The following is a 20931-nucleotide window of genomic DNA, read 5'->3' on the forward strand; positions in this document are numbered from 1 at the left end:
GTCGCAGTTTCAGAGGTCGAACAGTTCGACGGCGTTCTCTTTGAGCACGCGGCGGCGCGTCTCGTCGCGGAGGTCGAGCTCCTCGAACTCCGCTCTGTGTCGGCCGAGATCCAGCCCATTCGTCGCCCACAGGACCTTCTCGCGGATGCGGCCCGAGTCGATGAACTCGACCTGCTCGTCGGGCATGAACTCGGGGTAGTACGCGCCGACGTTGCCGTAGACGTTCGGGTGTCGCCACAGCATCGAGCACCACTCGCTCGTCCACGGCCAGCCGGTGTGCGAGAGCACGAGTTCGAGTTCGGGGAAGTCGATGGCGACCTCGTCGGCGTACATCGGCCGCCCCGGTTCGCTCGTCAGTGGTTCGGCCGACTGGCCGGTCTGGATCGTCACCGGCACGTCGAGTTCGACGCACTTGCTGTACAGCGGGTAACACTCGCTGTCGCTCGGTTTGAGCCCCCACGACATCGGGTGGAACCAGACGTACTTGAAGCCGAGGTCCTTGACGGCGCGTTCGAGCCGTTCGATGCTTTCGGTGATCCGGTTTGGATTGTATCCAACGCCGGGGACGATCCGACCGTCGGATCGGTCGGCCATCTCGGCGAGCTCCTCGACGCTCGCGGCCGTGATCAGCCGCGAATCGCGCTGGGACCAGAGCATGTTCTGGTCCATGAACATGTACTCGACGCCGACCTCGTCCATCTCCTCGACGGTCGCCTCGAGGGAGTCGTTGCCGAGAACGGTGAGGACCTTCCAGAGCTCGTCATCGCCGAGACCCATCTTCTCAGTCAGGCCGCCGAAGGTGGTCTTCGCCAGCACCCGGTACTCGTAGGCCTCGAAGAGGCCCTTGGCCATCTCGGGGTCCGCGTACTGCGGCCGGGACATCGTATCTATGGCTCGAAAGCTCATTACACCGAACGATCGGCGTTGCGGATAATAAAGCCACGGACGGCCGCGATCGTGGAGAGGCGAATCGGGGGCACGTGACGACGAACTGGGGGAACGGAGCGACGATCCGCGCGGTCGGGGCGACCGCCTCACGGTTAATTATTTATACAGACGGGCGCACCCTGTGAGTGATGATCACGCACAAAGAGTATCTGGAACGGAACGCCGAGTGGCGGAGCGATCGGTCCGCCCTCCGGATCGCCGAGACGGGCGAGTCGGTGACGTGGGAGGCGTTCGACGAGCGCGCCAACCGGTTCGGGAACGCGCTGGCCGACCGGGGTATCCGCAAGGGCGATCGGGTCGCGGTCGTGCTGTACAACACCGTCGAGTTCCCGGTCGCCGTCTACGGCTGTTACAAGATCGGCGCGGTTCCGGTCCCGCTCAACTACATGCTCACGCGGGGCGACTTCGCGTACATCTTCGACGACACGAACCCGCAGGTCGTCGTCTACGACGCGGGGGTCGGCGAGGCCGTCGAGGGAGCGGCCGACGACGCCCGCCGGCGTGCCGACCTGATTCGCGTCGGCGACGAAGGCGAAGCGGGGGAAAGCATCGAGGCGTACGACCAACTCCTCGAATCGGGAGCGACGCGCCGACCCGACGACTACCCCCTGCACGCCGACGAAACCGTCTACATCCTCTACACCAGCGGGACGACCGGCAACCCCAAGGGCGTGACGTTCACCGCCGAGACGGCCGACAGGCGAGCCATCGAGATGGCGTCGATGACAAATCTGACCCAGGACAGCACCGCCTTACAGCTCTCGCCGTGGTTTCACGCCGGCGGCATCGACAACACCGTTCATCCCTCGGTGACGGGCGGGGCCGAACTGGTCGTCCAGGACGACTTCGGTCCGGAACCGGCGCTGGAGTCGATCGAGTCCTACGCCGTCACCCACATCTCCAGCGTGCCGACCCTGACAAAGCGCATCGCCGAAACCGAGGGGGTCGACGATCGCAACCTCTCGTCGATCGAGTGTTGGATCAACATGGGATCGCCGCTGTCGCAGCGGAACGCCGAGACGTTCCTCGAGACGCTGACGCCGAACGTCTACAACAACTACGGAACGACGGAGACGCTGACCGACACCGTGTTGCGGCCCGAAGACCTGCCCGAAAAGGCGGGAACCGTCGGCCGGCCGAACATCGACAAGCGGGTCCGAACGATCCGAACCGACCGCGGCCGGCGCGTCGATCCCGACGAGACGGTCCCGGTCGGCGAGAAAGGGCAGGTGGTCGTCTCCGGCGACACCCTCTTCGACGGCTACTTCGGGAACGCCGAGGCGACGAAGCGGGCGTATAACGACGGGTGGTTCTACACGAAGGACGTCGGCGTCATCGACGAGGACGGCTACCTGACGATCACCGGCCGCGCCGACGACATGATCAACAGCGGCGGCGAACTCGTCTCGCCGGTCGAGGTCGAGGACGCCTTGGAGTCACACGACGGCGTCGAGGCGGCCATCGTCGTCGGCGTCCCCGACGAGGAGTGGGGCGAGCGCGTGAAGGCGATCGTCGTCGCCGACGAGGGCACGGACGAGGAGACGCTGGTCGAGTACTGCAAGGCATCCGGCAGGCTCGCGGGCTACAAGCGACCGCGTCGTTGGGAGTTCACCGACGAACTCGAACGCACGGCGACCGGGAAGAAACAGCGGTTCAAGTACCGACCGGACTGACCGCGGGAGCGATTCGTCTCCGACGACTTACTCCATGACGTTCTTCGCGATGACGTTCTTTTGGATCTCGCTCGTCCCCTCGTAGATCTCGATCCCCTTCGCGTCGCGGAAGAACATCTGGACGGGAAACTCCTTCGTGTAGCCGTAGCCGCCGTGGATCTGGACGGCCTCGCTCGCGACGTCGTGGGCGGCTTCGGAGGCGTACAGCTTCGCCATCGACGCCTCGGTGTCGAAGGGTTCGCCGTCGTCACAGAGCCGCGCGGCGTTGTAGACGAGGTGCTTGGAGTTCTCGATCTGGACGGCCATGTCCGCGATCTTGTGCTGGATCGCCTGGAACTCGCCGATCTTTTTCCCGAACTGCTCGCGCTCGGTGATGTATTGTTTCGAGGCGTCGTACGCGCCGACGGCGATACCGAGCCCGCGAGCGGCGACGGAGACGCGGTTCTCCTCGAGCATCTTCATCGTGTGGTAAAAGCCCCCGTTCTCCTCGCCGAGCAGGTTCTCCTCGGGAACGCGACAGTCGTCAAGGACGACCTCGTGAGACTCGGAGGCGTCGAAACCCATCATGTCGATGCCGGGTTCGACGGTGCAGCCGTCGTTGTTCTGCGTCTCGATCAAAAAGAGGCTGATCCCGCGGTGGCGTTCCGGCTGATCCGTCTTCGCGGTGACGACCATGAGATCGGACTTGCCGGCGTTCGTCACCCACATCTTGCTCCCGTTGAGGACGTACTCGTCGCCGTCTCTCTCGGCGGTCGTCTCGATGCCGGCGAAGTCGGAGCCGTAGTCGGGCTCAGAGAGGGCGATCGCGTCGACGTACTCGCCGGAGCAGAGTTTGGGGAGGTACCGCTCTTTTTGTTCCTCGGTGCCGAACATCCGGAGGTACCGCATCAATCCCTCGTCCATCTTGATGCCCGCGGAGGGCCAGACGGCCGAAACCTCCTCCATCACGATCGCGTGGCTCAGCATGTCCATCCCGACGCCGCCGTACTCGACCGGGACCATGATCCCGCGCAGGCCGACCTCGGCCATGTCCTCGACGAGGTCGTAGGGGAACTCGCCCTTCTCGTTGTACTCGCGGTAGATCGGTTTGAGTTCGTTCTGGGCGTACTCGCGAGCGGTTTTCCGCACGGCTTCGTACTCTTGGCTGACTGGGACCGTCATACTCGCCGTAGCGGGCGGCGGATAATAGAGATACCGGTCGGACGGGTCGTGGCCCGCGGGGCGGCCCTACTCGACGTGGAACTGGATCGCCACGCCCTGCCCGTAGCCGACGCACATCGTCGAGAGGCCGAGGCCGCCGCCGCGTCGTCCGAGTTCGTGGATCAGCGTCACCGGGAGGCGGGCACCGGACGCGCCGAGGGGGTGGCCGATCGCGATCGCGCCGCCGTTGACGTTGAACGCGTCGTCGTCGAAGCCCAGCTCGCGCTGGCAGTACAGCGTCTGGCTGGCGAACGCCTCGTTCAACTCGACGAGATCGTAGTCCTCGGCCGTCGTCCCGGTTCGCTCGTTGAGTTCCCGGACGGCCGGCACGGGTCCGATTCCCATGATCGTCGGGTCGACGCCCGCGACGCTGTGATCGCCGACGGTCGCCAGCACGTCCAGGCCATGCTCCTCGGCGAAGGCTCGCGACGTTATCATCACCGCGGCCGCGCCGTCTGAGACCTGCGAGGCGTTGCCGGCGTGGACCGTTCCGCCCTCCTCGAACGCCGGTGGGAGGTTCGAGAGCTTCTGAGCGGTTGTACCCGGTCGGAGCCCCTCGTCGCGCTCGACGATTCCGTCCCCGGTTTCGATCGGGAGGATCTCGTCGTCGAATCGTCCCGATTCGGTCGCCTCGACCGCGCGCTGTTGGCTTCTGGCCCCGTACTCGTCTTGGGCCGCCCGCGAGACGTCGAACTCGCGGGCGACCTTCTCGGCGGTCATCCCCATCGCGAGCGCGTCGGCGTCGTATCGCTCCGCGATGCCCGGAAACGAGCCGATACCGTAGTCGCGCTCGACGCGGGACATGTTCTCGACGCCGCCCGCAATGATGCACTCGCGTTGGCTGGCGACGATCGAGTCCCTGGCGGTGATGATCGCCTGCGCTGAGGAGCCACAGAGGCGGTCGATCGTCGTCCCCGGGACGCGCTCGCCGAGGCCGGAGGTGAGCGCGATCACGCGCGCGATGTTGTTCGTCTGCTCTTTGACCTGCTTGGCGCAGCCCCAGACCACGTCGTCGACCTCGTCTCCGGAGAGTCCGGTGTCGTCGAGCATCCGGTCGACGAGAGGGACCGAGAGGCGTTCGCTGTGTACGTCCGCGAAGACGCCCCCGTGTTTGCCCTGCGGCGTTCGAACTGCCTGTACGATTACTGCGTCAGTGGGGCTCATATCGTGCCGTCGGCGCGCGGAGTCATATTGTCTTTGGTTCACACGGTCACGACGCCGGCGATCGACGCCTCGACACACTGGACGCTGTGATTGCGTACGAATATATCGGATAAAAGGTGCCATACGGCGGAGTTAAATATAACAAGCATAACTACGTTAGTTAATTCGGGATAGGTGGGCGTTCCGGCGAGGGATCGCGGGTGCCGACCGATGCGGACATCGATGTTTCGCGGCTTTCAGCGGCGTTCAGTCGGTTTTAGGTGCTGTCCGAAATACGCGGATAACTACGGGCGAACGGTACGGCGCGCCCAGGGCCGATCAGTTCACCTTGCTGAAATCCCAGGCGACGACGTTCTCCGGTTCGACCTCGATGACGACGCGATCGACGCGCTCGTATCGCTCTTGATCCTTCACTTCGCCCTCGAAGATCTCGTCCATGAGCGCGTCGTGCGTCATCGTCTCGTGTTCGCCCTCGTCGTAGATCGTCGCTCGACCCTGGATCATCACGCCGCTGAGGGTCTCGTAGTCGTCGCCGGCGGTGCCCTCGTCGACGATGCAACAGACCTTGTCGTCGTGGCGGATGTTCGCGGTCTTCTTCGAGCGCTCGTCGGAGGGGAAGTAGACCCGCCCGTCGCGGTAGTGATACCCCACCGGGACGTTGTGTGGGTAGCCGTCCGAGGAGTTCGTCGCCACGCGCAGCGTCTTGTTGCGTTCGAGGAACGCCTCCCGTTCCTCGTCGCTCATCCGAATCTTTGGATGCATGAAACCACGGTACTCCGTCGGCGATAATGGATGTTTGGATCGGACGAACCGACCCGCGAGCGACGACAGAACAAATAGTTTTAAATAAATAGAGAGAAATAAACGTGTTAACCACGTTCAAATAATATTTAAAAATTCTAATTATTATGCCATTTATAAGATACTACTAACGTTTCATCTTAATAAAAATTGTTATATGAAGTATTTTTAAAAATAAATTAAAATATTTTGAAAATTATAAAGTAATAGAATTTTACATTATAAATCATTGTGCCGCGCTCGATACACCAAACAGCGAGACGGAGCGCCGATCAGTCCGCTCGGAACCGGAACGGGTGACTTCGGGGCGTGCCAGGGGGGCGACTGGAACGAGCTCGCGTCCACGCGGGAACAAAAAGCCGCCGAAAAAGCCAATCGGCGACGCTGGACCTCACTCCTGCGTGAGCACGAGCTTTCCGTAGACGTCGCGGTTCGCCATCTTCTCGAACGCCTCGGCGTACCCCTCCAGCGGGTACGTCTCCTGGATGACCGGTTCGAGGTCGTCGCCCCACACCTTCTCGAGCATCTGCGTGAAGTCCGTGTGGCTGTGGGAGGTGCTGCCGACGACTTCGAGTTGCCGCATGAAGACGAGCCGGAGTTCCGTTTCGGGGTTCGGGCCGGCGGTCGCCCCGGAGACGATCAGGCGGCCGCCGTTCCTGAGCGCGCGCATCGACGGTACCCACGTGTCGCCGCCGACGGTGTTGAACACCGCGTCGACGCCCTGGCCGTCGGTCAGCTCCCAGACCGCGCTGTCGAAGGACTCCTCGGCGTAGTTGATCACGTGGTCGACGCCCATGTCGCGGAGGACCGCCGCCTTCTCCTCGGAGCTCGTCGTCGCGTAGAGCGTCTCGACATCGAAGACGTTTCGGGCGATCTGGACGGCGTAGGTCCCGACGCCGCCGGTCGCGCCCACGATGAGCAGTTCGTCGGACGGGTGCAGTTCCGCCCGCGTGGCCAGGGCCCGCCACGCGCAACCGGCGGCGATGGGGACCGCGGCGGCCCGCGTGAAGTCGTACTCGTCGGGGATCGCGTGGAGGTTCCGCTCGGGGACGTCCAGGTACTCGGCGTAGCCGCCGCGGCGGTGTTCGCCGTACACCTGGAAGTTCCGACACATGGACTGCTCGCCGGCCAGACAGAGGTCGCACTCCCCGCAGGCGATCCGGGAGTTGACGAGTACTCGGTCGCCGACGCTCCAGCCCTCGACGTCCTCGCCGAGCGCCGCGATCACGCCGGCGGTGTCGCCACCGCCCCAGAAGGGGTAGTCGGTGATGTAGTGGTCGAGTTCGCGGACGGCGAAGAGGTCCTGGTGGTTCAGCGCCGTCGCCTTCACGTCGACGAGTACCTCGTCGGCGTCGATCTCTGGGATCGGGACGTCGAGCAGTTCGAATTGGTCGATGTCGCCGTGTTCGTGGAAGCCGACGGCCGCCATGCTATCGGCCTCGATGGATGCGTTATCACTCATTGACGCTCAAACGTCGGGGCGATGGGATCAAAACGTTTGCGACGCCGGGCGCGTCCGAGCGATCGCAGTGAATCAGTCGCGCTCGAGGTTCTCGAGCTCCCAGCCGACGAACGGCTCCTCGGTCTCGACGTCGAACGCGCTCAGGATGACGTTCAGGTCGACGTAGACGCCGACCAAGGCGACGATCCCGGCGACGTCGTCGTCGGGGAACGCATCGCGGAGAGACTCGACGTCCTCGTCCGTGACGCCGTTGCTCGCGGCGGCGGCCGCGAACTCCATCAACAGCGTCTCGGTGTCGTCGAAGCTCTCGTAGTCGCGGGCCGAGAGCGCTCGGATCTCCTCGGGGGAAATCCCTTCGAGGATGGCGATTCGGACGTGTTGGTGCCACTCGTACGCCGAGTCGATCTCGCGGGCCACGGACAGCAACACGAGTTCGCGGTCGCGATCGCTGAGCCCGCAGTGCTCCCACGTCGCGCCGATGTGCGCGCGCAGCGTCTCGACGACCTCGGGGTCGTGGGCGATCGATCGGTAGACGTTTCGGGCGTCCTGTTGGCCGATGTGACTGTACTTCTCGGGCAGCGAGTCTGGGCGCTGGGATTCGACGAGATCGGGGTCTACGTCCTCCGGAAACGGGATGCGAGCCATACCCACACCGCGGCGCGGGGGCGATAAATCAGTTGCGCTCTCGGTCGGAAGCGCAGGTGCGCGGTCGGTCGCGCGGTGACCGCGACCGGGCGGTCGTCACTCGAGCGGCGTGCCGTTCTCGATCAGATGATCGACCAGCATCTCGTTCATCGCCGCCGCGACCGGGCCGGCCTCGCCGGCCCCGATCGGGTCGCCGTTGAGATGGGTGATCGCCTTGACGCCGCCGATCGATCCGGTCACGAACAGCTCGTCGGCCGTGTACAGATCGTACGGGGTGAGACCCGTCACCTCCGCCTCCCATCGGTCGTCGGCTTCGAGCAGATCGAGGAGCGCAGCGCGCGTCGTCCCCGAGAGGATCTGCTGATCGTCCGGCGTGAGAACGGTGTCCCCATTGACGACGAAGACGTTCGCCGCCGCGGCCTCGGTGACGTAGCCGTCGTCGTCGAGGCGGATCGGGACCGAGGCGTCGGTGTCGGCGATCTCCATCTTCGCGAGAATGTTCGGCATATAGTGGTTCGCCTTCACACGGGGGTCGCGAACAACGGGTGAGGGCGATCGGATCGAGGAGAGCCGAGCGCGCGCCGACGAGAGCGTTTTGAAGCCGCTGGAGCGGTGCAGTTGCGGGATCACGTAGACGTTCGGCCCGTCGACCTCGCCGTGGTTCGAGATCCCCATCGGCCCCTCGCCGCGCGAGACGAGCGGGCGCAGATAGCCGGTGTCGATCTCGTTTTTCCGCGCCGTGTCGAGCCATCGTTCGGCCATCTCCTCTCTCGATATCGCGTCTTCGAGCCCGAATCGCGCCCGCTTGGCGGAGCGGTAAAGTCGATCGACGTGCTCGTCAAGCTTGAGGATCCGCCCGTCGACGACGCTGACGCCCTCGAAGACTCCGTCGCCGTAGACGAACGACCAATCCAGCACCGAGACGGTTGCTTCCGGCCCCTTGACGTACTCGCCGTTGATGTTTACCCACGTCTCTTGCCAACTGTCCGCAAACTCTGACATACCAGTACCGTACGACCTGGATTATTTGAAGATTGTGTTTCGGCCGGCTAACCAGAGCCCCACCCGCGACGCCGGTCGGCACCTATTTATCCGGCCCATGTCGAGAACCAACAACATGCGTGCGATAGGTGTTGACATTGGCGGCACGTTTACCGACACGGTTCTCGTCGGCGACGACGAAATCCACGCGGTCAAGACGTCGAGCACGGCCGACTTCATCGGTGGCCTCTCGGCCGGTATCGACGCCATCTGCGAGGCAACTGGAACCGATCCGAACGGCGTGACCGGGTTCAACCACGGGAGCACGATCGCGGTCAACGCGCTGATCGAGCGGACGGGCGCGAAGACGGCGATCGTCACGACGGCCGGGTTCAGCGACGTGTTGGAAATCGGCGAGGGGTATCGGGGGGCGGACCTCCTCTATGCGCCCTGCAATGACCGGACGGCACCGTTGCTCCCGAGGCGGCACCGGTTCGGGGTCGAAGAACGGATCGACGCCGACGGCGAGGTCGTCACGCCGCTCGACGTAGGGGACCTCGACCGCGTGATCGACGAGATCCTCGCGGCCGACGTCGAAGCCGTCGCCGTCTGTCTCCTCCACGCCTACCGGAACGACGAACATGAGCGCGCGATCGTCGAGCGGTTCGCCGAGCGCGCACCCGACCTCGACGTGAGCCGTTCGTCGTCGGTGTCGCCGGAGATCCGCGAGTACTCGCGGACCGCGACCACGGTCGCCGACGCGTATCTCAAGCCGGAGCTGTCGGCGTACCTCGACCGACTGGAGGACGAGCTCGGCGACGCGGGGATCGAGGCCCCGGTCGCGATCATGAAATCCGACGGCGGACTCGCACGCCCCGAGATCGCCGCGAACCGACCGGTCACACAGGTCATCTCCGGACCGGTCGCGGGGGTGAACGCGGCCACCTACCTCGCCGGCCAGCGCGGCCTCGAGAACGTCCTCACCTTCGACATGGGCGGGACCTCCTGCGACGTGGCCGCCGTCGCCGACGGGGAGCCGATCGAGGTCGCCCACCGCGAGATCCAGGGGCTGAAGATCAACGGCCCGTTCACCCACGTCGAGACCGTCGGGGCGGGGGGCGGCTCGATCGCCCGACTCGACGAGGTCGGCGCGCTCAGGGTCGGCCCCGACAGCGCGGGCGCTGATCCAGGACCGGCGTGTTACGGGCGCGGGGGCGAACTCCCGACGGTGACGGACGCCGATCTCGTCCTCGGGATCTTGAACCCCGAGACGTTCGCCGGGGGCGCGGTGGCGCTCGACGCCGACGCCGCCGAGCGCAGCATCCGAGCGCACGTCGCCGAGCCGATGGGGGTGTCGGTCGAGGCCGCCGCCGCCTCGATCCGCGACGTGATCGACACGAAGATGGCGAGCGCGACGCGCGTCACCGCGGTCAACGAGGGGCTCGATCCCCGCGAGTTCGCGCTCGTCGGCTTCGGCGGAGCGGGGCCCGTCCACGCCTGCAACGTCGCGGCCGAACTCGAGATCGACGAGGTCGTCTTCCCGAACCGGCCCGGCGTCCTCTCGGCGCTCGGGCTGCTCGTCTCCGACATCCGCCACGAGCACGTCAGGTCGCTGGTCGAGACCGTCGATCGGGTGGACCCGGGAGAGATCGAAGCGGGGATCGACGAACTGATCGAGCGGGCGGACAGCGAGCTCGAATCCGAGGGCGTCGCCACGTCGGATCGCGCGTTCGAGGTGTCCTTCGACGCGATGTACGAGGGGCAGGCGCACTATCTGAACGTCCCGTACCCGAACCGGACCGTCACGGGGGCCGACCTCGACGAACTCGCGGCGGCGTTCGAGTCCGCCCACGACCACCAGTACGGGTTCGTCGACGACCGCAATCCGATCGAGCTGGTCAACCTCCGAGTGACGGCCGTGGGGTCGACGCCGACGCCGCCCGCGACGGAGACGGGATCGACGACGGCCCGAACGCCTACGCCGGTCGGCCACCGCGAGGTCGTCCTTGGCGCGGACGAACGCGTCGAGACAGCCTACTACGATCGGAACGATCTCGAAGCCGGACACGAAATAGAGGGGTCGGCGGTCGTCGAATCGGACAACACGACGATCTGGCTTCCGCCGGCGTTCGACGGTACGGTCGACGGATACGGAAATCTGGTCGCGACGAGAGAGGTGAACCGATGACAGACACCGGCGAGACAACTCGACCCGGCGGATCGAACCCCGCCGGCTTCGACATCGACGGTGCCGTCGACATTTCGGGGGCCGACCCCGACCCGGCGCTCGTCGAGATCGTCCGCAACCAACTGCACGACGTGGCCGAGGAGATGCAGGCGTCGGTGATGAACTCGGCGTACTCGCCGCTGTGGCAGGAGGCGGGCGACCTCTCGTGTGCGGTCGTCACGCCCTCCGCGGAGATCGTCGGCCAGTCCGAACGGGTCGTCCCGATCCACATCGCGACGATGACCTCCTCGATCAGCGCCGCGATCGAGGGGACCGGCGGCCACGACGCGCTCGAACCGGGCGACATCCTCCTGCAGAACGATCCTTACGCGGGGAACAATCACCTCCCGGACTTCGTGATGGCACAGCCGATCTTCGTCGACGACGATCTGCTCGGCTTCGCCGCCGTCCGCGCCCACTGGGTCGACATCGGCGGCTCCTCGCCGACGAGTTACTCCACGGAGACCGGCGAGATCATCAAGGAGGGGCTGCGGGTGCCACCGGCGAAGTTGTACGACGGCGGCGAGCTGAACGCCGCCCTTCGGAACGTCATCCTCGCGAACACCCGCGACCGCGACGAGCGCGTCGGCGACATGAACGCCCAGATCTCGGGCGTCCGACGCGGCCACGACCGCCTCGTCGAACTCGCAGGCAAACACGGCGTCGAATCGCTTGCGGCGGCAATGGACACCGTGTTGAGCAACGACGAGCGCCTGATGCGAAACCGGATCGCCGAGCTCCCGGACGGGACCTACGAGGCGGCGGACTACCTCGACGGCGACGGGATGACCGACGAGCTCATTCGGATCGCCGCGAGTCTCGAAGTCGACGGCGACGAGATCTCGGTCGACTTCGCGGGCAGCGATCCGCAGGTCTTGGGCGGCGTCAACTCCCCCATCGCCTGCACGCGCACCGCGACGTACTACGCGGTGAAGGTGACGCTCGATCCCGGAAAGCCCGGAACCACGGGCTCGTATCGCCCGATATCGGTCAGCGCACCGTCTGGGTCGGTCGTCAACCCCGAGTATCCGGCTCCCGTCGTCGCCGGGAACCACGAGACCGCGACGCGCGTCCACGACGCGGTGCTGAAGGCGATCGTCGAGATCGACCCCGAACTCGGCTTCGGGGCGGGCGACGGGAGTTCGAACGTGTTCAACTACAGTTCCCTCGAAAGCGGCGCGCTCAACTACACCTGCATGGGCGGCGGGATGGGCGCGTGTCCCGGCCGCGACGGGATCAACGCGATCCGCTCGGGCGTCGGCAACACCGGAATCCAGATGATAGAGCGCGTCGAGGAGACCTACGACTTCGTCACGGTCGAAGAGTTCTCGCTCGTCACCGACACTGGCGGCCCCGGCCGGAATCGGGGCGGCTGCACCGTGCGACGGGTGCTCCGGTTCGACGATCCCACGATGGTCGTCACCACCGGCGAGCGCGCGAAGACGCAGCCATTCGGCGTCGACGGCGGCGAGGGCGGCGCGTCGGCCGTCCACCGACTGTTCCACCCCGACGGCAGGGAGGAAACGCTTCCCTCGAAGGTGACCCGCGAGGTCGCGCCCGGCTCGCGCGTCCACTTCCAGCCGGCCGGCGGCGGCGGCTTCGGCGACCCGACCGAGCGACCCCCGGAGAACGTGGCGGAGGACGTTCGGAACGGTTATGTGAGTCTCGCGGCCGCGCGCGAGGCGTACGGCGTCGTCCTCGACGAGGAGACGCTGGAGGTCGATCGGGAGGCGACCGAGGAACTGCGCGGATAGAAGTACCGTAAACCTTTATTTGTGGCTTTGCGGACCTGATGGTATGGGATTCGAACTCATAGAGACGAGCGTCGAGAACGGACAGTACCACGTCGACCTCGCGAACCCGGACAAGCCGAACCCGATCAACGACCAGTTGCAGGCCGAGCTGGGCGAGATCATCGACGAGATCGAAGCCGACGAGGACGCGAAGGTCCTCACGATCGCGAGCGCGGGCAAGCACTTCGCCGTCGGCGCGGACATCGCGCGGATGAACGAGTGGTTCCAAGAGGGCGAGTGGGACGAACTCATCACCTTTTTCGGGGCCGGCCAAGAGCTCATGAGCCGGATCGCCGAGCTCGACGTGGTCACGATCGCCGGCATCAACGGCTACGCGCTCGGCGGCGGGCTGGAACTCGGACTGGCCTGCGATATCCGCATCGCGGGCGAGTCGGCGACCGTCGGGTTCCCCGAAGTCGACCTGGGCATGATCCCCGGCTGGGGCGGCACCCAGCGGCTGCCCCGCGTGGCAGGCGAGAGCACGGCGAAGGAACTGCTCGTGACGGGCAGACACGTCGACGCCGACGAGGCGTTCGATCTCGGCATCATCGACCGCGTCGTCGCGGACGACGGGATCGGCGACGAACTGGCCGAGTACCGCGAGACGCTCGCCGAAAAGCCCGATCACATCCTGCCGTACTTACTCGACGCCGTCGAGACGGGCGCGGAGAGCCCGATGGAGACCGGGCTCAGCTACGAGCTCTTCTGCAACACCTTCGCGAGCTTCGACGAGGAGACGAGCGAGCTCATCGCCGAGTTCGCGGACCGATAAAAAGAGAGATCGAAGCGCCGATTCAGGCGTTGTCGCGGTCGGGCGACGAGCCCATGAACGGGAGCTGTTCGGCCTCCTCTTTCGCCATGAACGCCTCGGCGCGCTCTTGGAACTCCTTCGAGCGCCAGACAGAGGCGGTGAGTTCGCGCTGGGACTCCCAGCCGAGCATCGCGATGTTGCTCCACTGTTTCATGATGGACTTCATCACGCGGTAAGCCTGCGGGCTGCTGTTCTCGACGACGTCGAGCATGAGCTCGGTCGCCTCGTCCTCGACGTCGCCATCGTCGACCAGCCGGTTGATGAGGCCGATGTCGTAGGCCTCCTGCCCGTCGATCAGGCGGCCGGTGAGGAGGATCTCTCGGGCGCGGCGCTCGCCGACCATGAGCGGGAGCATCTGGAGGCCACCGCTGCCGGCCGTCGAGCCGACGAGGACCTCGGGCTGGCCGAACTTCGAGGACTCGCCGGCGACGATGAGATCGCAGCCCATGATGAGCTCTTGGCCGCCTGCGACGCAGGGGCCGGTGACGGCGGCGATCGTCGGTTTGCCGGTATCTTTCAGCACCTCGAGGTTGTCGTAGTAGGCGTTGAGCCAGCGTGTCCCCGTCTCGAGATCGCTGCCGGCGATCTCGCTGAGGTCAGCACCCGAGCAAAAGATGTCGCCGACGCTGCCGAGGATGATGCCGTCGACCTCGTCGTCGCGGTCGGCCGTGCGGAGCGCCTCGTTCAGATCGAGGATCGCCTCGAGGTCGAGGACGTTGTTCTTTTCTTCGTTGTCGATGCGGATGTAACAGATCGTCCGGTCGTCCGAATACTCGACGGAGACCTTGTCGTACTCAGCGGCCATCGTGCGCCAATCGACCGGACAGCTTCTTAAGTCTTTACAGCGCTCTCGGGGCGAGAGCGATCCGAGGCGACGCCGGCCGAGCGCCACGAACGGGGAGACAATTTAAGACGTCTCCGGGGAAGGTTTGGACATGGCAGACTCAGAGACAGCCGACGCGGTAGTCGTCGGTGCCGGCATGGCCGGCCTCGTCGCCGGACTCGAACTAGCCGAATCGGGCGCGGACGTGACCGTCCTCGAGAAAGCACCGACGCCGGGCGGCTCGATGCGGATCTCGAACGGCATCGTCTGGACGTACGGCTCCTTCGAGGAGCTTCGCGAGCGCTCGCCCGACGGGGAGCCGGCGCTGCAGCGGCTGCTCGTCGATCGGATCGAGGACGACCTGGCGTGGCTCGAATCAGTCGAAGCGGACCTGGTAACGCCGGAGTTCGACGTTCCCGGGCCGGGAAAGACGATCGATCCGCCGGCGTTCACCGACCACATGGTCGAGCGGATCGAGGCGGCGGGCGGCTCGGTGCGACTCGAAATGCCCCTCGACTCGCTGGCAGTCGAAGACGGGACGGTTGTCGGCGTCGAGGCCACCGGCCCCGACGGGAAGCGCGTGACGATCGATGCCGACGCCGTCGTCGTCGCGACCGGCGGCTTCCAGGGCAACGAACAGCTCGTCGAACAGCACGTCACCGACGCGACCGAGAATCTCTATCTGCGCTCGAACCCCTGGAGCACCGGCGACGGCCTGCTCGCGGCGACCGAGGTCGGTGGAAAGACGACGGCCGGGTTGGGAACGTTTTACGGACACACGATGGCCGCACCGCCCGCCGACATATCGCCGGACCGGTTCGCGGACGCGACGCAGTACTACGGCTTCGCGGCGGTCGCGCTCGACCGGACGGGCGAGCGGTTCACCGACGAGTCCGAATCGGCGCTGGAGGAGACGCTCACACAGGACATCGCGACCGAGACCGACGGCCGGGCGTACTACGTCTTCGACGAGACGATCGCGGACCGGGTCTTCGGCTCGAAGACCGCCGACGAGATATTCGAGACCGCTGGCGAGCTGGGCGGTCGAACCGCGCTCGTCGACTCGCTCTCGGAACTCGGCGCGACGCTTGACGAGTGGGGCGTCGACGGCGACCGGGCGATCGAGACGGTCGAGGCGTTCAACGACGCGATAGAGGGAGACGAGCGGTTGCACCCCTCCCGCGAGAACGAGCGTATCCCGATCGACGAGCCCCCCTACCGACTGGTCGAGGTCCAACCGAGCATCACGTTCACGATGGGCGGCGTCGCCGTCGACGAGTCGATGGCCGTCAAGCGGCGCTCCGCATCACCCTCTGGGATGGCGATCGGCGCGGACGATGCCGCGGACGGGACGGTCGAGGGACTGTTCGCGGCCGGCTCCGACGTCGGGGCCATCCACCGTCGGCGCTACGTCGGCGGGCTGGCGGTCGGACTCGTCAGCGGCCGGATCGCCGCGCGGAGCGCGCTCGAGCGGATCGGAAACGCGTAAAACGGGTGAAGCCAGCCGGCCGATCGCGGAGCCGTATATAAATGCGATCGGGGTTCGACCACACACGTATATAAACGCCGTCGGGTGGAGCGAGGAGAGATGTATACGCAGTCGGCGGGCAGATCGCGGATCAGCGTCGATAAACTATTTAAAAGCACACGGTGGCGCGCGCTCGGTGGCCGCCGTGAGCGACGGCGAGCGGCGGCCACGGACCCACGTGCGAGGGATGAGCGACGCGGAACGGCCAGTTCCGCGAGCGAATCGGCTAGGGAGGCGTGAGGCGGGGGCGGTCGCGGTCCGTGGATGTATATAAATACGCGCCGATAATATATAAACCCGCAAGAAGAGTTTATAAATACCGGACGATCGCGGCCACGAGAGCCATATATAAACGACCCACAAACGCCGCCCGTCGCGGGAGAATATCTATTACCCCTCGCCCGAGTGTGATAGGACATGACGATCGATCTATCCGGGGTCAACCCGGCGAACGTCGTCCCGATGACCGAAGACGGGGCGGCGATCGACGAACCGGGACTGAAACGGCACCTCGACGAACTCGCCGCGCTCGACTGCGTCGACGGGATCGTGACCAACGGCCACGCGGGCGAAGTGTACGCGCTCGACTCAGAGGAGCGCGCCCGCGTCACCGAACTGGCCGACGAGGCGACCGACGACGACACACCCGTCGTCTCCGGCGTGGTCGGCGGCTCAACGGCCGACGTGATAGCGGCGGCCGATCGGATGGAGGCCGCGGGCGCGGACGGCCTGCTCGTCGTGCCGCCGCACACCCCGATCCACACCCGCGAGGACGCCGCGATCGGCTTCTTCGAGGACCTGTCGGCGGGCACCGACCTCCCGCTCGTCATCTTCCAACACCCCCACTGGGCCGGCGGGAACTATCCGCCCGAACTGCTCGGGAAGCTCGCGCGGATCGACGGCGTCGCCGCGGTCAAAGACGCCGTCTGGGACGTCGATCACTTCCAGGAGGACCTGCGCGCGATCCGGGGCGCGGACGTCCAACTGCTCGTCGCCAACGACGAACATCTCCTGCCCTCCTTCGCGCTCGGCGGCGACGGAACGATCCTCGAACTCGCCGCGGTGATCCCCGAGCTGATCTCGGAGTTGTTCGAGGCGGTAGAGGATAGTGATATCGCGCGCGCAAGAGAAGCTTACGACCGGATGGAACCGTTCATCGACGCGATGTACGAGCCGCCGGTCAGCGATTCCCACACCCGGCTGAAGGTCGCCCTCGAGATCCGGGGAACGATCGACAGCGCCGCGCCGCGACCGCCGACCGCGCCAATCGGCGAGGCGGAGAAAGCGTCGATCGAGGCCGCGATGGATGCCTCGGGGGTGCTGTAATGTACGGCTGGCGCGCGCGGATCGGGCTGTTAGTCCCCTCCTCGAACACGACGAACGAACTGGAGTTCCAGCGGGTGCTCCCGGAGGGCGTCAGCCTCCACACCGGCCGGCTCCCGCTCGAAGACGTCAACGCCGACGAACTCGAACGGATGGCGGGGACCGCCGAGCGCATCGGCGAGCGGCTGAAACACGCCGCCGTCGACGTGATCTGCTACGGCTGCACCACCGGTAGCCTCGTGAAGGGCCACGGCTACGCCGAGGAGCTCGAATCGACGCTCGCGTCGGTGACCGACGTGCCGGCCGTGGCGACGGCGCTCTCGGTCGAGCGCGCCTTAGCGGCGCTCGACGCCGAGTCGGTGGCCGTCGTGACGCCCTACATCGACGACATCAACGAGCGCGAGCGGCGGTTCCTCGAGACGGGCGGCTTCGAGGTCGAGTCGATCTCGGGACACGGCATCGAACGGAACACACAGATCGGAGCGCTGACGCCCGAGGAGGCCTACCGGCAGGCCGTCGGCGCGATCGAGGAGTCGGGAACCGACGCCGATGCCGTTTTCATCTCCTGTACGAACTACCGGACCTTCGAGGCGATCGAACGGATCGAGGCCGACACCGGCGTCCCTGTCGTCACCTCGAATCAGGCGACGCTCTGGGACGCGATGACCAATCTCGAGATCGATCGGTCGGGGATGCCGCTCGGGCGGCTGTTCGAGACATAAAAGTCGAATCCGAGCCGTTTTTGCTTCGCGTTTTGCGACCGATTCAGCACATCGTCAGGCCGCCGCTGACGCTGAGGACCTGCCCGGTAATGTAGTCGGCGTCGCCGCTGGCGAAGAAGGCGACGCCGGCGGCGATGTCCTCCGGTTGGGCCTTCCGGCCGAGCGGGACCGCGTTCTCCATGCCCTCGTGGATCTTGCGCGCGATTTCGGTTTCGTGTTGCATCTCCTCGAGCAGCGGCGTATCGGTCGGCCCTGGCGCGACGACGTTACACTGGACATCGAAGCGGGCCAACTCGCGCGCGAGCGTCTTTGTGAAGCCGATGACGCCGGCTTTCGTCCCGGCGTAGACGGCCTCGCCCGTGCTGCCGACGCGGCCCGCATCGGAGGAGATCCCGATGATCTTGCCGCTCTCTTGGTCTATCATGTAATCGGTGACCGCGCGGGCGGAGTTGACCTGCCCCTTGTAGTTGATGTCGATGATCCGGTCCCACACCTCGGGATCGTTGTCCTTGAACAGCTCGACGCGGTCCCAGCCGGCGTTGTTGACCAGGATGTCGATGCGTCCCTGTTCGTCGACGATATCGTCGACGGTCGACTGCATGTTATCGAGATCGGTGACATCTGCCGGGGCTGCGATCGCGTCGTGACCCTCCTCGCGGAGCTCCGCGGCCGTCGTTTCCGCGCGTTCGGCGTCGATGTCGTTGATCGCGACCGTCGCGCCCTCTTCGGCCAGCCGTGTGGCGATTCCGCGCCCGATACCTCGTCCCGAACCGGTGACTAACGCAACGTTATCGCTAATGCCTCGCATGGTCGAAAAATCGATATCTGTCGATAAATAGGTTATGACATCGACCGCCACACGGTTCTGCCGTCTCGGGTTTCGCCGGACCGCAGAGTTAGATTCATATAGGGACCGGCTGATTGGCATTGTATGCCGGTTACAGCAGGCGAGATACTGGTTCAACTCCTCAATGGTATATCCATTGGCCTGTCGATCGCGTTGATCGCTGCAGGCCTCACACTCATATTCGGTGTCATGGACATCGTCAACTTCGCCCACGGTGAGTTCTACATGCTCGGTGCGTACGGGACCATCGTGATACTCCCGCTCGTTGGGAACTTCTGGCTCGGGCTCGTGCTCGCGGCCCTCGGCGTCGGGCTGTTCGGGGCGGCGCTCGAACGGCTCACGCTCAAACCGATCCGGGAACGGGATCCGCTCCAGTCGCTCATCGTCACGTTCGGATTCATTCTGGTGTTACAACAGCTCATCCTTGAGATCTTCGGGGGCTCCCCCCGAGGGATGCCGACGCCGATCAGCGGCACGATCAACGTCGCCGGCATCACCTACCCGTGGGTCCGGATCGCCGCGATCGTCGGGGCGCTCGCCGTGCTCGCGGCGCTCTTCGTGTTCCTCTCGAAGACCCGCCTCGGCATCCATATGCGCGCTTCCGCACAGGACCTCGACGCCGCCCGGACGCTGGGCGTTCGATCCGACCGAGTGTTCTCGACGAGTTTCGCGATCAGTACCGCGCTGGCCGCGCTCGCGGCCGGCTTCATGGCACCCATCCGCGGCGTCTCCCCGACGATGGGCGTCGGCGTCATCATCGACGCGTTCATCGTCGTCATCGTCGGCGGACTGGGAAGCGTCGTGGGCGCGATCGTGGCGGCGCTGATCATCGGGCTCACGCAGTCGATGACCGTGCTCGTGTTGCCGCCGTACATGTCCCAGATCATCGCGCTCGGACTGTTGGTGATCGTCCTGCTTGTCAAACCGACCGGTCTCTTCGGAGAGTGATACCATGTCAATGAAACAACGTCTCTCGGCGAAAGTTGCAGCGGTGAAAAACAACCCCCAACGGCTCGCGGTCTACCTGCTCCTCGGGGTGTTGTTCGTCTTCGTGTTGCCGGCCGTACTGCCCAACTCCCGGATCAATCTCCTGAACCGGATGCTCATCTGGGGACTGTTCGCGATGGCGTACGACTTCATGTACGGATACAGCGGCATGGTGAGTTTCGGTCACGCCGCCCTGTTCGGTCTCGGGGGGTACTCCGTCGCGATTCCGCTGAAGGAGTTCGGTGAGGTCAGCATCTGGGCGCTGCTCATCCTGGCGATGGTGGTCTCCGGTGTGTACGCGCTGATCGTCGGTACGATCGCGATCCGAACGCGAGAGGTGTACTTCGCGATCCTGACGCTCGCGTTCGGCGAAATGATCTACATCCTCGTGCTCAACTTTACTGATTTCACGGGCGGCTTCGACGGGATGACCATCCTCCTGCCACAGTTGACTGTCATCCCCGGCGTCATGCAGGTCTCGCTGTACGAGGCGGGCACGTACTACTACATGCTCATCGCCATCGTCGCGGCGGCGTACTTCATGCTGCGCCGACTGGCGAACTCGCCGATGGGAACGATCCTGCGCGGGGTTCGCGAGAACATCGAACGGCTGGAGTACATCGGCATCGACGAGCGCCGATATCGGATCGGGGCGTTCAGCATCTCCGGAGCGGTTTCGGGACTCGCCGGCGCGCTGTACGCGATCGATCTGAGTTTCATCGGCGCGGAGGCGCTCGAGGTCATCGTCTCCGGTGAGGTCATCGTCTGGACGATCCTCGGCGGCAAGGGGACGCTGCTCGGGCCGCTGTTCGGCGGCGCGGCCGTCTACGCCATCGAGGAGATCGCGAGCGGCATCATCACGTGGTGGCTCATCCCGGTCGGGATCCTGTTCATCCTGATCGTGATCTTCCTGCCGGACGGCGTGGCGGGACTGGTCAAGAGCGGTCTCAAGCGCATCCGAAACACCGACGCCTGAACCGGCGTTTCGTCGCTAAA

General features: G+C 65.3%; 18 protein-coding genes. 9 read left to right on the forward strand and 9 right to left on the reverse strand.

Features of this window, described 5'->3' with window-relative positions; all coding sequences use genetic code 11:
* Nucleotides 1-9 precede the first annotated feature (9 nt).
* The gene (locus DM868_RS06700) at nt 10-906 is read right to left on the reverse strand and encodes an amidohydrolase family protein (RefSeq protein ID WP_137276093.1); all 897 of its coding nucleotides are present in this window, start codon (nt 904-906) and stop codon (nt 10-12) included.
* A 170-nt stretch (nt 907-1076) separates the two neighbouring features.
* On the opposite strand from DM868_RS06700, the gene DM868_RS06705 reads away from it, so the two are divergent.
* Nucleotides 1077-2621 carry a class I adenylate-forming enzyme family protein gene (locus tag DM868_RS06705; RefSeq protein ID WP_137276094.1) on the forward strand — a complete coding sequence of 515 codons (1545 nt, stop codon included), beginning with the start codon at nt 1077-1079 and terminating at the stop codon, nt 2619-2621.
* 27 nt (nt 2622-2648) lie between these two features.
* Here DM868_RS06705 and DM868_RS06710 read toward each other — a convergent pair whose 3' ends face one another.
* From DM868_RS06710 to DM868_RS06735, 6 genes are all read right to left on the reverse strand, one after another.
* Nucleotides 2649-3782 (reverse strand): acyl-CoA dehydrogenase family protein, encoded by a 1134-nt coding sequence (locus DM868_RS06710; protein WP_137276095.1) that lies wholly within the window; start codon nt 3780-3782, stop codon nt 2649-2651.
* Nucleotides 3783-3848: 66 nt separating this feature from the next.
* Nucleotides 3849-4985 carry a thiolase family protein gene (locus DM868_RS06715; protein WP_137276096.1) on the reverse strand — a complete coding sequence of 379 codons (1137 nt, stop codon included), beginning with the start codon at nt 4983-4985 and terminating at the stop codon, nt 3849-3851.
* A gap of 318 nt (nt 4986-5303) precedes the next feature.
* On the reverse strand, nt 5304-5747 hold the full coding sequence (locus DM868_RS06720; RefSeq protein WP_137276097.1) for a pyridoxamine 5'-phosphate oxidase family protein: 444 nt from the start codon (nt 5745-5747) through the stop codon (nt 5304-5306).
* A 430-nt stretch (nt 5748-6177) separates the two neighbouring features.
* On the reverse strand, nt 6178-7248 hold the full coding sequence (locus DM868_RS06725) for a zinc-binding dehydrogenase (protein ID WP_137276098.1): 1071 nt from the start codon (nt 7246-7248) through the stop codon (nt 6178-6180).
* 72 nt (nt 7249-7320) lie between these two features.
* Nucleotides 7321-7893 (reverse strand): carboxymuconolactone decarboxylase family protein, encoded by a 573-nt coding sequence (locus tag DM868_RS06730; protein ID WP_137276099.1) that lies wholly within the window; start codon nt 7891-7893, stop codon nt 7321-7323.
* Nucleotides 7894-7989: 96 nt separating this feature from the next.
* A complete protein-coding gene (locus DM868_RS06735; protein WP_137276100.1) occupies nt 7990-8895 on the reverse strand; it encodes an aminotransferase class IV in 906 nt (301 codons plus the stop codon).
* Between the two features lie 115 nt (nt 8896-9010).
* On the opposite strand from DM868_RS06735, the gene DM868_RS06740 reads away from it, so the two are divergent.
* From DM868_RS06740 to DM868_RS06750, 3 genes are read left to right on the forward strand one after another with little or no spacing between them, the layout of a single operon-like run.
* The gene (locus DM868_RS06740; RefSeq protein WP_170964440.1) at nt 9011-11062 is read left to right on the forward strand and encodes a hydantoinase/oxoprolinase family protein; all 2052 of its coding nucleotides are present in this window, start codon (nt 9011-9013) and stop codon (nt 11060-11062) included.
* Nucleotides 11059-12855, forward strand: a complete 1797-nt coding sequence (locus tag DM868_RS06745; RefSeq protein WP_137276102.1) for a hydantoinase B/oxoprolinase family protein — start codon at nt 11059-11061, stop codon at nt 12853-12855. The genes DM868_RS06740 and DM868_RS06745 overlap by 4 nt, the downstream gene beginning before the upstream one ends.
* Nucleotides 12856-12898: 43 nt before the next feature.
* A complete protein-coding gene (locus DM868_RS06750) occupies nt 12899-13666 on the forward strand; it encodes an enoyl-CoA hydratase/isomerase family protein (protein ID WP_137276103.1) in 768 nt (255 codons plus the stop codon).
* A gap of 22 nt (nt 13667-13688) precedes the next feature.
* Here DM868_RS06750 and DM868_RS06755 read toward each other — a convergent pair whose 3' ends face one another.
* Entirely contained in the window at nt 13689-14510 is an 822-nt protein-coding gene (locus DM868_RS06755) for an enoyl-CoA hydratase/isomerase family protein (protein WP_137276104.1), read from the reverse strand.
* A 130-nt stretch (nt 14511-14640) separates the two neighbouring features.
* Here DM868_RS06755 and DM868_RS06760 point away from each other — a divergent pair, with 130 nt between their 5' ends.
* The 3 genes from DM868_RS06760 to DM868_RS06770 all read left to right on the forward strand — a co-directional run bounded on the left by DM868_RS06760 (nt 14641) and on the right by DM868_RS06770 (nt 18101).
* Nucleotides 14641-16017: an FAD-dependent oxidoreductase gene (locus DM868_RS06760; RefSeq protein WP_137276105.1), complete on the forward strand. Its 1377-nt coding sequence runs from the start codon at nt 14641-14643 to the stop codon at nt 16015-16017.
* Between the two features lie 456 nt (nt 16018-16473).
* Entirely contained in the window at nt 16474-17382 is a 909-nt protein-coding gene (locus DM868_RS06765) for a dihydrodipicolinate synthase family protein (protein ID WP_137276106.1), read from the forward strand.
* The gene (locus tag DM868_RS06770; RefSeq protein WP_137276107.1) at nt 17382-18101 is read left to right on the forward strand and encodes a maleate cis-trans isomerase family protein; all 720 of its coding nucleotides are present in this window, start codon (nt 17382-17384) and stop codon (nt 18099-18101) included. Before DM868_RS06765 ends, DM868_RS06770 begins: the two co-directional genes overlap by 1 nt.
* A 43-nt stretch (nt 18102-18144) precedes the next feature.
* On the opposite strand, the gene DM868_RS06775 is transcribed toward DM868_RS06770, so the two are convergent.
* The gene (locus DM868_RS06775) at nt 18145-18909 is read right to left on the reverse strand and encodes an SDR family NAD(P)-dependent oxidoreductase (protein ID WP_137276108.1); all 765 of its coding nucleotides are present in this window, start codon (nt 18907-18909) and stop codon (nt 18145-18147) included.
* Between the two features lie 123 nt (nt 18910-19032).
* On the opposite strand from DM868_RS06775, the gene DM868_RS06780 reads away from it, so the two are divergent.
* Entirely contained in the window at nt 19033-19896 is an 864-nt protein-coding gene (locus DM868_RS06780; protein WP_137276109.1) for a branched-chain amino acid ABC transporter permease, read from the forward strand.
* 4 nt (nt 19897-19900) lie between these two features.
* The gene (locus tag DM868_RS06785) at nt 19901-20911 is read left to right on the forward strand and encodes a branched-chain amino acid ABC transporter permease (RefSeq protein ID WP_137276110.1); all 1011 of its coding nucleotides are present in this window, start codon (nt 19901-19903) and stop codon (nt 20909-20911) included.
* Nucleotides 20912-20931: the final 20 nt, after the last annotated feature.

Source organism: Natronomonas salsuginis (assembly GCF_005239135.1).
Lineage (GTDB): Archaea > Halobacteriota > Halobacteria > Halobacteriales > Haloarculaceae > Natronomonas > Natronomonas salsuginis.

Coding starts and splice junctions, on each gene's coding strand:
- DM868_RS06745 (WP_137276102.1), top strand. CDS start 11,059: ATGACAGACACCGGCGAGACAACTCGACCCGGCGGATCGAACCCCGCC.
- DM868_RS06735 (WP_137276100.1), bottom strand. CDS start 8,895: ATGTCAGAGTTTGCGGACAGTTGGCAAGAGACGTGGGTAAACATCAAC.
- DM868_RS06755 (WP_137276104.1), bottom strand. CDS start 14,510: ATGGCCGCTGAGTACGACAAGGTCTCCGTCGAGTATTCGGACGACCGG.
- DM868_RS06765 (WP_137276106.1), top strand. CDS start 16,474: ATGACGATCGATCTATCCGGGGTCAACCCGGCGAACGTCGTCCCGATG.
- DM868_RS06785 (WP_137276110.1), top strand. CDS start 19,901: ATGTCAATGAAACAACGTCTCTCGGCGAAAGTTGCAGCGGTGAAAAAC.
- DM868_RS06770 (WP_137276107.1), top strand. CDS start 17,382: ATGTACGGCTGGCGCGCGCGGATCGGGCTGTTAGTCCCCTCCTCGAAC.
- DM868_RS06725 (WP_137276098.1), bottom strand. CDS start 7,248: ATGAGTGATAACGCATCCATCGAGGCCGATAGCATGGCGGCCGTCGGC.
- DM868_RS06760 (WP_137276105.1), top strand. CDS start 14,641: ATGGCAGACTCAGAGACAGCCGACGCGGTAGTCGTCGGTGCCGGCATG.
- DM868_RS06740 (WP_170964440.1), top strand. CDS start 9,011: ATGCGTGCGATAGGTGTTGACATTGGCGGCACGTTTACCGACACGGTT.
- DM868_RS06780 (WP_137276109.1), top strand. CDS start 19,033: ATGCCGGTTACAGCAGGCGAGATACTGGTTCAACTCCTCAATGGTATA.
- DM868_RS06730 (WP_137276099.1), bottom strand. CDS start 7,893: ATGGCTCGCATCCCGTTTCCGGAGGACGTAGACCCCGATCTCGTCGAA.
- DM868_RS06720 (WP_137276097.1), bottom strand. CDS start 5,747: ATGCATCCAAAGATTCGGATGAGCGACGAGGAACGGGAGGCGTTCCTC.
- DM868_RS06705 (WP_137276094.1), top strand. CDS start 1,077: ATGATCACGCACAAAGAGTATCTGGAACGGAACGCCGAGTGGCGGAGC.
- DM868_RS06750 (WP_137276103.1), top strand. CDS start 12,899: ATGGGATTCGAACTCATAGAGACGAGCGTCGAGAACGGACAGTACCAC.
- DM868_RS06710 (WP_137276095.1), bottom strand. CDS start 3,782: ATGACGGTCCCAGTCAGCCAAGAGTACGAAGCCGTGCGGAAAACCGCT.
- DM868_RS06775 (WP_137276108.1), bottom strand. CDS start 18,909: ATGCGAGGCATTAGCGATAACGTTGCGTTAGTCACCGGTTCGGGACGA.
- DM868_RS06715 (WP_137276096.1), bottom strand. CDS start 4,985: ATGAGCCCCACTGACGCAGTAATCGTACAGGCAGTTCGAACGCCGCAG.
- DM868_RS06700 (WP_137276093.1), bottom strand. CDS start 906: ATGAGCTTTCGAGCCATAGATACGATGTCCCGGCCGCAGTACGCGGAC.